We start from the raw sequence: 14,690 nt of genomic DNA, 5'->3' as shown, positions 1-14,690 counted from the left end.
AGAATGTTAAGTTTCCGATACCAGTATACATTGGTCCAACATGGCAGAATTGCCCCCTGCACATAGCTTGGTACTGGAAAGGTGCCCGCGCTTGCGCTAGGCCCTGTGGCCATGATGCAAAGCCTGACGCTCCGCCGCCCCGATGACTGGCACCTGCACCTGCGCGATGGCGCGATGCTGAACGGGGTGCTGCCCGAAACCGCGCGCCATTTTGCCCGGGCGATCATCATGCCCAATCTGGTGCCGCCCGTGGTAACCGGCGCGCAAGCCGCCGCCTACCGCGACCGCATTCTGGCCGCCCTCCCCGAAGGGGCCACTTTCGAGCCCCTGATGACGCTCTATCTGACCGAGGGCACCGACCCCGCCGATGTGGCGGCTGCCGCAAACAGCGGGCTGGTCAAGGCGGTGAAGCTCTATCCCGCCGGGGCCACCACCAATTCCCACGGCGGGGTGCGCAACCTTGATGCCGTGATGCCGGTCTTGGAGAAAATGGCCGAAATCGGCCTGCCCCTTTGCACCCATGGCGAGGTGGTGACACCCGAGGTTGACATCTTCGACCGCGAGGCCGTGTTCATCGACACCGTGCTTGACCCCCTTCGCCGCCGCCTGCCCGAATTGCGCGTGGTGATGGAACATATCACCACCGAGGAAGGCGTGGCCTATGCCGGTCAGGGTGGCAATCTGGCCGCGACCATTACCACCCATCACCTGATCATCAACCGCAACCATATCCTCGTCGGCGGGATCAAACCGCATTACTATTGCCTGCCAGTCGCCAAGCGCGAAAAACACCGCCTTGCGCTGCGCCGCGCCGCCACCTCTGGCAACCCCGCCTATTTCCTTGGCACAGACAGCGCCCCCCATGTCGATGCGCTGAAAGAACACGCCTGCGGCTGCGCCGGGTGCTTTACCGCCACCAACACCATGCCCCTTCTGGCCCATGTCTTCGAAGAGGAAGCCGCGCTGGACAAGCTGGAGGCCTTCAGCAGCCTGAACGGCCCCGCCTTCTACCGCCTGCCAGTGAACGAAGGCACGATCCGTCTGGTCAAGCACGATACCCCCGCCACCTTCCCTGAAAAGATCTTCACCGAGGCTGGGCCTGTCACCGTCTTCAACCCTGGCTTCCCCGTGCATTGGCATGTGGAAAGCTGATTTCATCTTGGCCCAAATATCCCCGCCGGAGGCTCCTGTGGCCCATGCCGGACGCTCCGCGGGGAGTATTTTTGCCAAGAGGAAGCCGCAACGCGAAAGAGAGATGCCATGATCCCGTCCAACTTCCCGCCCCGCGAAGAAATCGCCCGCCTGACCGCCCGCGCGCTGTTGGAGATCAAGGCCGTGCATTTCAACGCCGAAACGCCGTTCACGCTGGCATCCGGCCTGCCCAGCCCGACCTATATCGACTGCCGCAAGCTGATCTCTTATCCGCGCATCCGCTCTACCCTGATGGATTTTCTTGCAGTCACGGTGATGCGCGACGCGGGGTTTGAGGCGTTTGACAATATCGCGGGCGGTGAGACGGCGGGCATTCCCTTTGCCGCGCTGGTGGCCGAACGGCTGGCCCTGCCGATGACCTATGTGCGCAAAAAGCCCAAAGGCTATGGCCGCAATGCCCGGATCGAGGGCGCGATGACCGAAGGCCAGCGGGTTCTACTGGTCGAGGATCTGACAACCGACGGCGGCAGCAAGCTGTCTTTCGTCGATGCGATCCGCGAAACGGGGGCCACCTGCGGCCATACGGCGGTGATCTTTTACTACGGCATCTTCCCCGAAACGACCCAGCGGCTGGCCGATCACGGCGTGGCACTGCATCACCTTTGCACATGGTGGGACGTTCTGGCCGAGGCCCGCGCCTCGGGCGCCTTTGATTCCACAACGCTGACCGAGGTCGAGGCATTCCTGACCGATCCGCGCGCCTGGCAGGCGGCACGGGCGAAGTAGCACGCGAAATCAGGGGACAAGTCTGTGGGCGTCTTGTGGGCAGTTTGGCCTGCGAATCGCGCCTGACCTTGTTTGCACGCCAATAACTCCCAGATGTGGTAGGCTGGATTGTCTGGCCTACCATGGGCGCCGAGTCGTCGGGGGTTTTCCTTTAGGGATTTCCCCGTTGCCCCACGGGGCCGCCCCGGCTACTCCGGGGGCTTCGGACGGAGGATGAGATGAACGAGATCGCCAAGCTGGCGCCCGCACTGCCCGCCAAGCAGGCCGACGACGCCGAGGTTCTGCCCCAGAATATCGAGGCGGAACAGCAGCTTCTGGGCGCGATCCTGACCAACAACGACGTGTTCGACCGCGTGTCGATGCTGGTCAAGGCCGAGCATTTCTTTGATCCTGTTCACCGCCGCATCTTTGAAAAGGCCTCGGCCCGAATCCAGAAAAACGCGCTTGTCAGCCCCGTCACGCTGAAACCGTTCTTTGAAGATGACGAGGGCCTGAAGGAGCTGGGCGGCCCGGCCTATCTGGTCCGTCTGGCCGGCGCGGCGATTTCGGCCTTTGCCGCGCGCGACTATGCCCAGATGATCTATGATCTGGCCGTGCGCCGCGAACTGATCGGCCTTGGCCGCGACATCGCCGCCAAGGCCGCCAAGATCGAGATCACCTCGGAACCCAAGGAACAGATCACCGAAGCCGAACAGCGCCTGTACAAGCTGGGCGAACAGGGCGTTGCCGAACGCGGGTTTCAAAGCTTTCTCAAGGCCGTAACCGATGCCGTGAACGTGGCCAACGCCGCCTATCAGCGTGGCGGCGGCCTGGCGGGGATTTCCACCGGCCTGATCGACCTTGATAAGAAACTGGGCGGCTTGCACGAAAGCGACCTGATCATTCTGGCCGGTCGCCCATCGATGGGCAAAACCTCGCTTGCCACCAACATCGCCTTCAACGTCGCCAAGGCTTACAAGCGCGGCCGCAAGCACGATGGCAACGAAGGCGCGGTCGATGGCGGGGTCGTGGGCTTTTTCAGCCTTGAAATGAGCGCCGAACAACTTGCCGCGCGGATCCTGTCCGAAGCCTCCGAAGTGCCGTCCGAAAAGATCCGCCGCGGCGATATGGAGGAATTCGAGTTCCGCAAATTCGTCGATGCGGCGAAGGATCTGGAAGCCTGCCCCCTTTACATCGACGACACCCCCGCCCTGCCGATTTCGCAGGTCGCTGCCCGCGCCCGCCGCCTGAAACGCACCCATGGGCTGGATGTGCTGATGATCGACTACCTGCAACTGCTGAAAGGCTCGTCCAAATCCTCCGAGGCGAACCGGGTGCAGGAAGTTTCCGAAATCACCCAAGGGCTTAAGGCCATCGCCAAGGAACTGAACGTCCCGGTGATCGCCCTGTCGCAGCTGTCGCGCCAGGTCGAAAGCCGTGAGGACAAGCGCCCGCAACTTTCCGACCTGCGCGAATCCGGCTCGATCGAACAGGATGCCGATGTGGTGATGTTCGTCTTCCGTGAGGAATATTACCGCGAGCGGGAAAAACCCGCCGACCACGAGCTGGACAAGATGGCCGCCTGGCAGGACATGATGTCGAAATGCCATGGCAAGGCCGAGGTGATCATCGGCAAACAGCGCCACGGGCCGATCGGCACGGTGGAACTGTCGTTCGAAGGCCGCTTCACCCGCTTTGGCAATCTGGCAAAGCCTTGGCAAGACGGGCCGGACCCCGGTTTCTGACCGCAGGCAGCGGGGGTTTCACACCCCCGCACTCCCGTGGAGTATTTCCTGAAGGGCAATGGCAAAGACCGCCACATCGTTTTGCCCTTCTTCAACTACTCCCGCCGGAGGCAGCGCCGCCTGCCACCAGCACCCCCTCAACCGCCCGTTCCGCGACAGCCCGCCCGCGCGGGGTTCGATGCCCCGCCCGGGCGGCCCCCCATTCGGGCAAATTCCCCTTGACCCGCACAGCCCAGATGTCAAAACCCCTGCCATGGCAACCGGACTCCTCACCATCGACCTTGATGCAATCGCCGCCAACTGGCGGGCGCTAGACCGCGCCTCGGCCTCGGGCGTGCAAACCGCCGCCGTGGTCAAGGCCAATGCTTACAACCTTGGCGCAGACCGTGTGGCACGCGCCCTGGCCCATGCCGGCGCACGGCGGTTTTTCGTCGCCGTCGCAGAAGAAGGCGCGCAGGTGCGGCAGGCCTTGGGACCGGGGCCGCAGATCTGCGTGCTGTCGGGCCATATGCCGGGTGATACCGAGATGATCTCGGACCTTGACCTGACGCCGATGCTGAACAGCCTTGATCAGGTGACGCGCCATCTGGAATCGCTGCCCGGCCATGCCTTTGGCGTGCAGCTTGATACCGGCATGAACCGCCTAGGCATGGAAGAAGCGGAATGGGAGGCGGCGGCCCCCTTCGTACTGGAGGCTTCGCCAGAGCTTCTCATGTCGCACCTTGCTTGCGCCGATGAGCCGGACCATGCGCTGAACGAGCTGCAACTGGCCAATTTCCAAGCCATGACCGAAGGCACCGGCGTGCCACGGTCGCTGGCTGCAACGGGGGGTATCCTGCTTGGCCCGCGCTATCATTTTGACCTGACGCGCCCCGGCATCGGCCTTTATGGCGGGCTACCTTATGAAGGGGCGTTGCGCGCCGTCACCCTGTCGCTGCCCATCCTGCAGGTGCGAGAGGTCGCGCCGGGCGAGGCCGTGGGTTACGCAGCAAGCTGGGTGGCAGAGCAGCCCTCGCTGATTGCCACCCTGCCCGCCGGCTATGCCGATGGCTTGCGCCGGGGCCTGTCGAACCGGGCGGTTTTGTGGGATGGCGACACGCCCTGCCCACTGGTGGGCCGCGTCTCGATGGACCTGATCACGGTGGATATCAGCCATCTGACGGAAGTCCCGAAATCGCTGGACATTCTTGGCCCGCATCAAGGCCCCGACGATCTGGCCGATGCGGCGGGCACCATTGGCTATGAGATTCTGACCAGCCTTGGCCCGCGCTATACCCGCCGCTATCTGGAAGGCCGGACGTGAGCATAGCCTCTCCGCTGGCAGCCCTTGGTCGCCCAGTCCTGCGGGCGCTGGCCGCCGTTGGCCGCGTGGCCCTGTTCGCGGGCGAGGCCGTCAGCCATTTGTTCCGCCCGCCGTTCTATGGGCGAGAGTTCCTGACCGCGCTGATCCAGATCGGCTGGCTGTCGCTGCCCGTTGTCGGCCTGACCGCGATTTTCACCGGCGGCGCGCTGGCGCTGCAAATCTATGCAGGGGGCGCCCGCTTCAACGCCGAGGCGGTGGTGCCGCAGATCGTGGCCATCGGCATGACGCGCGAACTTGGCCCGGTGCTGGGCGGCTTGATGGTGGCGGCGCGGGTTGCCAGCTCTATCGCCGCCGAACTGGGCACGATGAAAGTGACCGAGCAGATTGACGCGCTGACCACGCTTTCGACCAACCCGATGAAATATCTGGCCGTGCCGCGCATTCTGGCCGCCACTTTGGCCGTGCCGGTTCTGGTGGCGGTAGGCGATTCCATCGGCATCGCCGGGGGCTGGCTGGTGGCGATTTCGCGGCTGGATTTCAATTCGGCCGGATACCTGAAGAACACCCTGGATTTCCTGCAATTCTGGGACATCGGCTCTGGTCTGGTCAAAGGCGCGGTGTTCGGGTTTCTGGTGGCGCTGATGGGTTGCTATATGGGCATGACCTCGGGGCGCGGGGCGCAGGGGGTGGGCGCGGCCACCAAGGCAGCGGTGGTGGCGGCCTCGGTCCTCATCCTTGCCTCGAATTATCTGCTGACAGAGGTGTTCTTTTCAGCATGATCGAACTGTCCGGCGTTCATAAGGCCTTTGGCGACAACCGGGTGCTGCGCGGGGTGGATCTGGTGATCCCCAAGGGGCAGTCGATGGTGGTGATCGGCGGGTCGGGCACCGGGAAATCGGTGCTGTTGAAATCGGTGCTGGGGCTGGTGCGGCCCGATCTGGGCACAATCACTCTGGACGGCGTGGATGTGACCAAGGGTGACCGTGATGCCTTTCTGGCGCGGTTCGGCATGTTGTTTCAGGGCGGGGCGTTGTTTGACAGCCTGCGCGTCTGGGAAAACGTGGCCTTTCGTCTGCTGCGCGGCCACCAGAAGCGCCCCAAGACCGAAGCGCGCGCGATTGCGGTGGAAAAGCTGCGCCGCGTGGGCCTGAAGCCCGAGGTGGCCGATCTTTACCCGGCCGAGTTGTCGGGCGGGATGCAAAAGCGCGTGGGCCTTGCCCGCGCCATTGCGGCGGAACCCGAGATCATCTTTTTTGATGAGCCGACGACGGGCCTTGACCCGATCATGTCGGGCGTCATCAACGAATTGATCCGCGAGATCGTGGTGGAAATGGGCGCGACCGCCATGACCATCACCCATGACATGAGTTCCGTCCGCGCCATCGCCGACCGGGTGGCGATGCTGCACCAAGGCGTGATCCAGTGGACCGGCCCGGTTTCAGAAATGGACGCCACGCCAGACCCTTATGTGCAGCAGTTCATCCATGGCCGGGCGGATGGTCCGATTGAATCGGTGCGCTGAATGCGCTGGCTGAACCTTGCCCTTCTTATCCTGTTCCCGCTGTCATGGTTCGCGCCCCTGATGCGGGCGGCAGTGCTGCCGCTGTTCGGGATGGATGAGATTTCGGTGGTGACCGGCCTGCAATCCTTGTGGGGAACCGATGCGGCGCTGGCGCTGCTGGTCACGTTTCTTGCGGTCTTTGCGCCCTATGCCAAGACCATCGGTCTGTCGCTGATCCATTTCGATCTGCTGAAACCCGCCGCCCTGCCGGTTCTTTCGGTTCTGGGCAAGCTGGCGATGGCGGATGTGTTCCTGATCGCGCTTTATATCGTGTTGGCCAAGGGCGCGGGCGTGGTGACGGTGGAAACCGCCTGGGGGCTGTGGCTGTTCACGGGCTGCATTCTGGCGTCCTTGCTGGTCTCGGCCAGAACCAAGGCTTGAAGCCCGCCGCCGATCCGGGTCAGATGCGCAGATGAGCAAAGCCGGACCCTCCTTCACCTGCACCGCTTGCGGTGCGTCGCATCGCAAATGGCAGGGCCGGTGCGAGGCCTGCGGGGCGTGGAATTCCATCGTCGAAGAAGCGCCGCTGTCGGCTGGCCCAAAGGCGCTGGGTGGCAAGGGCAAGACGGTGGCCCTGTCCGATCTGTCCGGCATTGAGGCGCCGCCACCCCGCGTCGGGTCCGGCATGGAAGAGCTGGACCGGGTGCTGGGGGGCGGACTTGTGCCCGCCTCTGCCGTGCTGGTGGGCGGGGATCCCGGCATCGGGAAATCCACCCTGCTGTTGCAGGCTGCCGCCAGCTTTGCGCGCAAAGGGCTGAATTGCCTTTATATTTCTGGCGAGGAGGCCAGCGCGCAGGTGCGGATGCGGGCCCAGCGGCTGGGCCTTGCCGATGCGCCGGTGCGGTTGGGGGCCGAGACCAACCTGCGCGATATTCTGACCACGCTGGATGCCGAGCGCCCCGGTCTGGCGATCATCGATTCGATCCAGACGATGTGGCTGGATACGGTTGATTCCGCGCCCGGCAGCGTTTCGCAAGTGCGCGCAGCGGCGCATGAGCTGGTGACCTTCGCCAAGCGGCGCGGGGTGGCGGTGATCCTTGTCGGTCATGTCACCAAGGACGGCCAGATTGCCGGGCCGCGTGTGGTGGAACACATGGTCGATACGGTTCTTTATTTCGAGGGCGAGCGCGGCCATCAGTTCCGCATCCTGCGCGCGGTGAAGAACCGCTTTGGTCCGGCGGATGAGATTGGCGTGTTCGAAATGACGGGCGTCGGCTTGTCGCAAGTCACCAACCCGTCGGCCCTGTTCCTGTCGGAACGCGGGCAGCCCAACCCCGGCAGCGCGGTTTTTGCGGGCATCGAAGGCACAAGGCCAGTGCTGACCGAAATTCAGGCGCTGGTCGCGCCCAGCCCCTTGGGCACGCCACGCCGCACGGTGGTGGGGCTGGATTCGGGGCGGCTTTCCACGATTCTTGCCGTGTTGGAGGCGCGCTGCGGCATCCCCTTCGCGGGCCTCGATGTGTTCCTGAACGTGGCGGGAGGTATGCGCGTGACCGAGCCTGCCGCCGATCTTGCGGTGGCTGCGGCCCTGTTGTCGGCCCGCGAGGATGTCGCAATTCCCCCCGAAACGGTGCTTTTCGGCGAAATCAGCCTGTCGGGCGCGCTGCGTCCGGTGGGGCAGACCGAAAACAGGTTGAAAGAAGCGGCGAAACTTGGTTTCTCACAAGCCATTGCGCCCAGCCGGTCCAAGGCAGGCGCGGTAGAGGGGATGAGCGTGCGGGAAATGCCCGACCTTACCGCCTTTACCGGAGAGATTTTCGGAGCGGGCTAAGACCCGCCGGAGGGGCGTATGGAAGGCTTTACCCTGGTTGACGCAGGCGTCGCCGTGATCATCGTGATGTCCGCAATCCTGGCCTACTCGCGCGGCTTTGTGCGAGAGGCGATGGCGATTGTCGGCTGGATCGGCGCGGCCCTGTTGGGATACGCCTTTGCACCCGCCGCGCAACCCTTGGTCAAGGAACTGCCGGTGGTCGGCAAATTTCTGGGCGACAGTTGCGAATTGTCGATCATCGCCTCTTTCGCCGCTGTCTTTGCTGTGGGCCTGATTCTGGCCTCACTGTTCACGCCGCTGTTTTCCTCTGTCGTGCAACGCTCTGCCCTTGGCGGAATTGATCAGGGGCTGGGCTTCCTGTTCGGCGTCGTGCGCGGCATACTGTTGGTCGGCGTGGCTTTTCTGGTCTATGATCGCGCGGTGGCGGCAAACACCGTGCAAATGGTCGATGACTCGCGCTCGGCCAAGATTTTCGCCTCGTTTCAGGCCAATATTGACGCCGCCGTGCCCGATGATGCCCCCGGCTGGATCGTGTCGCGCTATAACAGCCTGACCGCCGTTTGCGCAGGCACCACACCCGCCGCAACGCCCGCGCCAGAGGCAACCGCCCCGGCAAGCAACTGATCGTCACGAAACGGTGACTTTCCGGGGGTGACTTCCCGGCGGCGAGGGCCTACATGGTGCGCCATAAGCCCACAGGATTCGGAGAGCCCATGCGCCGCTTCCCCGCCCACCCGTTTCAGCCGCTGCAAGACGGTGACAAGCTGAAGGAAGAGTGCGGCATCTTCGGCGTTGTCGGCGTGACCGACGCCGCCAGCTTTGTCGCACTTGGCCTGCACGCCCTGCAACATCGCGGGCAAGAGGCGGGTGGCATTGTCACCCACCACCCAGAACACGGCTTCAACTCGGCCCGCCGCTTCGGCTATGTCCGCGACAACTTCACCCGCCCCGATGTGATCGCGACCCTGCCCGGTTCGATCGGCATCGGACATGTGCGTTATTCCACCGCCGGGTCCAAAGGTGCCACCGCAATCCGCGACGTGCAGCCGTTCTTTGGTGAGTTTTCGATGGGTGGCGCCGCCATCGCCCATAACGGCAACCTGACCAATGCCGCCGCCCTGCGCCGCGAGCTGATCGAGCGCGGGTCGATCTTTCAATCCTCATCCGACAGCGAGTGCATCATCCACCTGATGGCGCGCTCGATTCAAAAGACGATCTCCGAACGGATCAAAGACGCGCTGCGCCGGGTTGAAGGCGCGTTCAGCGTCATCGCCATGACGCGCACCAAGCTGATCGGCGTGCGCGATGCGCTTGGCGTGCGCCCGCTGGTTCTGGGCCGTGTGGGCGATTCTGGCTGGGCGCTGGCGTCCGAAACCTGCGCGCTCGACATCATTGGCGCCGATTTCGTGCGAGAGATCGACCCCGGCGAAATGGTGATCATCGAGGGCAACAAGGTTGAATCCTCACGCCCCTTCGGGGCCGCCAAATCGCGGTTCTGCATTTTCGAGCAGGTGTATTTCAGCCGCCCCGACAGCCAGTATGGCGGCCGCTCGGTCTATGAAACCCGCCGCCAGATCGGTGTGGAACTGGCGCGTGAAGCTCCGGTAGAGGCAGACATCGTTTGCCCGGTTCCCGATTCCGGCACGCCTGCGGCCATCGGGTTCAGTCAGGAATCCGGCATCCCCTTCGCCCTTGGCATCACCCGCAACCAATATGTGGGCCGCACCTTCATCGAGCCGACCGAGCAGATCCGCAACATGGGCGTGCGGCTGAAGCTGAACGTCAACCGCGCGCTTATCAAGGGCAAGCGGGTCATCCTGGTGGACGATTCGGTGGTGCGCGGCACCACCAGCCGCAAGATCAAGGATATGGTTTTGGAAGCTGGTGCCGCCGAGGTGCATTTCCGTATCGCCTCGCCCCCGACAGCTTGGCCCTGCTTTTATGGCGTCGATACGCCGGAACGCTCAAAACTCCTCGCCGCGACGATGACCGAGGATGAGATGCGCGACTGGATCGGGGTCGATAGCCTCAAGTTCATCTCGCTGGATGGTCTTTACCGCGCCGCGGGCGAGGCGGCGGGCCGTGACCCCGCCGCGCCAAAGTTCTGCGACGCCTGCTTCTCGGGCGATTATCCGGTGGTCCCCTCGGACAAGATCGAGGAAGGCTTCCAGATGAAGGCGGCGGAATAGCCAAGGCATGGGTGCGTGAAACCGCGCGCCCTACCCAAAACCGGCCCGCGGCCATATCCTGCGGTGAACACGCAGCAAACTGGCCCCATGACCAAAGCCGCAGTCGATGCCTATCTTGCCGCCCTGCCCGCTGACCAGCGGCAGGCCCTGCAAACCCTGCGCGCCCTGCTCGGCACCCTCTTGCCCGACCATCTGGAAGTGATGTCCTACGCCATGCCGGGCTTTCGCCAGCCGGGGCCAAAGGGCAGAATGGTGGCAGGCTACGCCGCCTTCGCCCGCCATCTTGGTCTTTACCCCCATTCCGGCAACATCATCCCGCAACTGACAGCCGATTGCGCAGGGTTCAAAACCTCGAAATCCGGTGTCCTGTTCACCCCTGCCAATCCTCTGCCCCAAGCCCTGGTGGAACGCATCATCCGGCTGCGCCAGGATGAAATCGCGACATTGGGCCGCTGACTGCACCCTTGCCCTTTCACATTGGCCCAAATATCCCACGGGGGTGCGGGGGTGTGAAACCCCCGCTCTTTGCACCAAGGAGCGCCGCATGACCCAGAAAATCGCCCTCGTCACCGGCGCCTCGCGCGGGCTTGGCGCGGCTTTGGCCGAGCAGCTGGCCGCTCGGGGCTGGCATGTCATTGCGGTGGCCCGTACCGTCGGCGGGTTGGAAGAGGTGGATGATCGGATCAAGGCGCTGGCCCTGCCCGGCGTGGGCGGCCTGACGCTGGCGCCGATGGATGTGACCAACGAAGACGCCATGCGCCATCTGTGCCTACAGGTCCACGAACGCTGGGGCGGCGTGGACCTGTGGGCGCATACCGCCATTCATGCCGCCCCCCTTGCGCCTGCCGGGTCGCTGGACGGCAAGGATTTCGACAAATCTGTCAACATCAACCTGCGGGCCACCGGCGCGCTAATTCCGATGGTTGAACCGCTGCTGCGCGCCCGCAGCGGCACGGCGCTGTTCTTTGACGATCCGCGCGGCGGGGAAAAGTTTTTCGGGGCTTACGGCGCCACCAAGGCGGCGCAGATCGCCCTTGCGCGCAGTTGGCAGACCGAAACCGCCACCATCGGGCCGAAGGTCATTATCGCCACGCCCGCGCCGATGCCAACCGCCGTCCGCGCCCGATTCTTCCCCGGCGAAGACCGTGCCCCCCTGTCCGCGCCTCGGACCGAGGCGACGCGCATTCTGGCGGATATCTGACACATCTCTCTGATATCACAATAATTTCATCCGGTTTTGCGGCGCTGCGGCATCCCCATTGCTTTCCTGCGGCCCCAAGGCTAGCTATCGGCATCCTTCGTGGAGTTCCGGCGCGTGTCTGGCGACGACAAGACTGATGACCATTCTGAGGGCAATGGCTCTCATACATCTGGCAATCTTGGCCTTTTGGTCCTTGGCTGTATCGGCGTCGTCTATGGCGACATCGGCACTAGCCCGCTTTATGCCATGCGCGAAAGCTTGCACGCCGCCAGCCGAGACGGGCTGACACGCGATGATGTGGTGGGCGTGATCTCGCTTTTGATCTGGACGCTGACCCTGATCGTGACGCTGAAATACGTCATGCTGATCATGCGCGCCGACAACAATGGCGAGGGCGGCACCCTTTCACTGGTGGCCTTGGTGCAGCAGGCGCTGAAAAAGCGCCCCGCCTGGCTGCTGGCGCTGGGAATGGTGGGAATCTCGCTGTTTTTCGGCGATGCGATCATCACACCTGCCATGTCGGTGCTGTCGGCGGTTGAGGGCATGGTGATCGTGGCACCGGGCTTTGGCCCATGGGTGGTTCCCGTTACGCTGGCAATCATCCTTGGGCTCTTTGCGGTGCAAAAGCACGGCACGCAGGCGGTTTCGATTCTGTTCGGGCCGATCATGGTTGTGTGGTTCGTGGTGATGGGCGTTCTGGGCGCAATGCACGTCGGCGACGATCTGTCGATTCTGACCGCGCTGAACCCGTGGCACGCCGTCAGCTTTCTGACGCAGAACGGCCTTGCGTCATTCTTTGTGCTTGGCTCGGTCTTTCTGGCTGTGACCGGGGGCGAGGCGCTTTATGCTGACATGGGCCATTTTGGCCGCAGCCCAATTCGAATTGCCTGGGGTGCCTTGGTGTTTCCTGCGCTGACCCTGTCCTATCTGGGTCAGGGCGCGCTGGTCCTGTCGCACCCAGAGGCGGCGAAAGACCCGTTCTTCCTGATGGCGCCAGACTGGTTCCTGCTGCCTTTGGTCGTGCTGTCGATGACGGCCACGGTGATCGCCAGCCAGGCGGTGATTTCGGGCGCGTTTTCCATGATGAAGCAAGCCGTGCGCATGGGCCTTTTGCCGCGACTGGAAATCCTACACACCTCGGAAAGCCAGTACGGCCAGATCTATCTGCCCAAGGTCAACATGATCCTGTGCATTGGCGTGGTGCTGCTGGTGCTGGCGTTCGGTTCGTCCTCGCGGCTGGCTTCGGCCTATGGCATCGCGGTGACGGGCGATATGGTGATCACCTCATGTCTGGCGCTGGTGCTGTTTTACCGGGCGTGGAAATGGCCGTTGCCGGCTGTTGTTGCCGTGGTCGGCCCGCTTTTGGTGATTGAAGTGCTGTTCCTTACTGCCAATGCGATGAAGTTTCTGGATGGCGGCTATATCCCGATCATGATCGCGCTGAGCATGGTCGTGCTGATGTGGACCTGGCTGCGCGGCACTGCCCATGTGCTGGCGCAGGCGCGGCGTGGGGCGGTGACGATCGAGCAACTGGCAGGGATGTTGCAGAAATCGTCGCGGCTGGTCGATGTGCCGGGCACGGCGGTATTTCTGACCTCTGACCCCGATATGGCACCGGCGGCTCTGACCCATAACCTGAAACACAATCAGGTGCTGCATGCCCAGAACCTGATTGTCGGCGTGAATATGTCCACCCGGCCCTATGTGTCCAATGCCGACCGGGTCGAGATCAGGCCGATCAACGACCGCTTTACCCGGATCGACCTGAACTTTGGCTATATGGAGGAAACCAACGTCCCCAAGGCGCTGGCGCTGGCCAAGAAGAAGGGCATCAAGTTCGACATCATGACGACCTCTTTCTTCCTGAACCGCCGCACGTTCAAATCCGCCTCGAAAGGTGGGTTGCCGCGCTGGCAGGAAGATGTGTTCCGCATGTTGTCACGCTCTGCCGCCGATGCGACGCACTTTTACCGCCTGCCGACAAACCGCGTGATCGAACTAGGCCAGCAACTGACGATCTAAAGCGTCGCCAACACCTTGGCGGCGATGCGGTGGCTTTCAAGGCGCTTGGCGTGGTCATGAATCATGCCGGTCACCATCACCTCATCGGGTTTGTGATGGGCGATCAGTTCGGCCAGACGGCGCGCCACGGTTTCGGAGCTGCCGACGGCGGAACACCCCAACACCCGGTCCACCTCGCGCAGCATGGCGGCGGGCACCTCTGACAGATCACCGGTCGGGCGCGGCAGCTTGCCGGGGTTGCCCATGCGCAGGCGGGCAAAGGCCAGCACCTGCGATGAGCGCAGATAGGTAGCCTCTTCATCCGTATCGGCGGCACAGACCCCGACCGCCATCATGAAATGCGGCGCCTCCAGCCATTGCGAGGGGTGGAACAACTGCCGGTATTGCGCGGCGGCCTCTTCCAGATGGTCGGGGGCGAAATGGCTGGCAAAGGCGTAGGGCAGGCCCAGATAGGCCGCCAGTTGCGCGCCATAAAGGCTGGAGCCGAGTATCCACACCGGCACCGCCGTGCCCTCGCCCGGAATGGCGCGCACCGGAGCGTCGACGCGGGGGGCATCCAGATAGTGCAGCAGTTCCATCACATCTTCGGGGAAGCGATCAGATTGATCCATATGGCGACGCAGCGCCCGCGCCGTCACGCCATCGGTGCCCGGCGCGCGGCCAAGGCCCAGATCGATCCGGTCGGGGTATAGCGTGGCAAGGGTGCCGAAAGCCTCGGCCACCTGAAGGGGCGCGTGGTTGGGCAACATGATGCCCCCTGCCCCCACGCGGATGCTGCGGGTGCCCGCCGCCACGTGGCCGATGACCAACGCGGTGGCCGAACTGGCGATGCCGGGCATGTTGTGATGCTCGGCCAGCCAGAAGCGGTGATAACCTTGGGCCTCGGCATGGCGGGCAAGGTCAACCGAATTGGCAAGGGCCATGGCGGCATCGCCACCTTCGGGGACGGGGCAAAGATCAAGCAGTGAGTATTGCATGTGG

The 14,690-nt window shown here is 63.5% G+C and carries 14 protein-coding genes; 13 read left to right on the top strand and 1 reads right to left on the bottom strand.

The features are described from left to right. Positions 1-111: 111 nt before the first annotated feature. The 13 genes from pyrC (at position 112) to JI744_RS06240 (ending at position 13,709) form a co-directional block, all read left to right on the top strand. Positions 112-1,152, top strand: coding sequence for a dihydroorotase (gene pyrC / locus JI744_RS06300; RefSeq protein ID WP_202658863.1), 1,041 nt, complete (start codon positions 112-114; stop codon positions 1,150-1,152). Between the two features lie 108 nt (positions 1,153-1,260). Next, positions 1,261-1,938 carry an orotate phosphoribosyltransferase gene (locus JI744_RS06295; RefSeq protein WP_202658862.1) on the top strand — a complete coding sequence of 226 codons (678 nt, stop codon included), beginning with the start codon at positions 1,261-1,263 and terminating at the stop codon, positions 1,936-1,938. A 218-nt stretch (positions 1,939-2,156) separates the two neighbouring features. Beyond that, a complete protein-coding gene (locus tag JI744_RS06290; protein ID WP_202658861.1) occupies positions 2,157-3,662 on the top strand; it encodes a replicative DNA helicase in 1,506 nt (501 codons plus the stop codon). Positions 3,663-3,915: 253 nt separating this feature from the next. Next, a complete protein-coding gene (alr, locus tag JI744_RS06285; protein WP_202658860.1) occupies positions 3,916-4,965 on the top strand; it encodes an alanine racemase in 1,050 nt (349 codons plus the stop codon). Next, a complete protein-coding gene (locus tag JI744_RS06280) occupies positions 4,962-5,744 on the top strand; it encodes an MlaE family ABC transporter permease (protein ID WP_202658859.1) in 783 nt (260 codons plus the stop codon). The genes alr and JI744_RS06280 overlap by 4 nt, the downstream gene beginning before the upstream one ends. Continuing rightward, on the top strand, positions 5,741-6,487 hold the full coding sequence (locus JI744_RS06275) for an ABC transporter ATP-binding protein (protein WP_202658858.1): 747 nt from the start codon (positions 5,741-5,743) through the stop codon (positions 6,485-6,487). The genes JI744_RS06280 and JI744_RS06275 overlap by 4 nt, the downstream gene beginning before the upstream one ends. Then, entirely contained in the window at positions 6,488-6,907 is a 420-nt protein-coding gene (locus tag JI744_RS06270) for a paraquat-inducible protein A (RefSeq protein WP_202658857.1), read from the top strand. 31 nt (positions 6,908-6,938) lie between these two features. Further along, positions 6,939-8,297, top strand: a complete 1,359-nt coding sequence (gene radA, locus JI744_RS06265) for a DNA repair protein RadA (RefSeq protein ID WP_202658856.1) — start codon at positions 6,939-6,941, stop codon at positions 8,295-8,297. An 18-nt stretch (positions 8,298-8,315) separates the two neighbouring features. After that, on the top strand, positions 8,316-8,921 hold the full coding sequence (locus JI744_RS06260; protein ID WP_202658855.1) for a CvpA family protein: 606 nt from the start codon (positions 8,316-8,318) through the stop codon (positions 8,919-8,921). 89 nt (positions 8,922-9,010) lie between these two features. Further along, a complete protein-coding gene (purF, locus tag JI744_RS06255) occupies positions 9,011-10,486 on the top strand; it encodes an amidophosphoribosyltransferase (RefSeq protein WP_202658854.1) in 1,476 nt (491 codons plus the stop codon). An 87-nt stretch (positions 10,487-10,573) separates the two neighbouring features. After that, positions 10,574-10,942: an iron chaperone gene (locus tag JI744_RS06250; RefSeq protein WP_202658853.1), complete on the top strand. Its 369-nt coding sequence runs from the start codon at positions 10,574-10,576 to the stop codon at positions 10,940-10,942. Between the two features lie 88 nt (positions 10,943-11,030). Further along, positions 11,031-11,687, top strand: coding sequence for an SDR family NAD(P)-dependent oxidoreductase (locus JI744_RS06245; protein WP_202658852.1), 657 nt, complete (start codon positions 11,031-11,033; stop codon positions 11,685-11,687). A 114-nt stretch (positions 11,688-11,801) separates the two neighbouring features. Beyond that, the gene (locus tag JI744_RS06240) at positions 11,802-13,709 is read left to right on the top strand and encodes a potassium transporter Kup (protein ID WP_328756961.1); all 1,908 of its coding nucleotides are present in this window, start codon (positions 11,802-11,804) and stop codon (positions 13,707-13,709) included. Here the strand turns inward: JI744_RS06240 and JI744_RS06235 are convergent. Then, positions 13,706-14,686, bottom strand: coding sequence for an LLM class flavin-dependent oxidoreductase (locus JI744_RS06235; RefSeq protein WP_202658851.1), 981 nt, complete (start codon positions 14,684-14,686; stop codon positions 13,706-13,708). The two genes, JI744_RS06240 and JI744_RS06235, sit on opposite strands and share 4 nt — an antisense overlap. Positions 14,687-14,690: the final 4 nt, after the last annotated feature.

It is taken from the genome of Fuscibacter oryzae, from assembly GCF_016765795.1.
Taxonomy (GTDB): Bacteria; Pseudomonadota; Alphaproteobacteria; order Rhodobacterales; family Rhodobacteraceae; genus Fuscibacter; species Fuscibacter oryzae.
The sequence above is the reverse complement of the archived record's forward strand: the minus strand, read 5'-3'. Positions and strand labels throughout refer to the sequence as shown.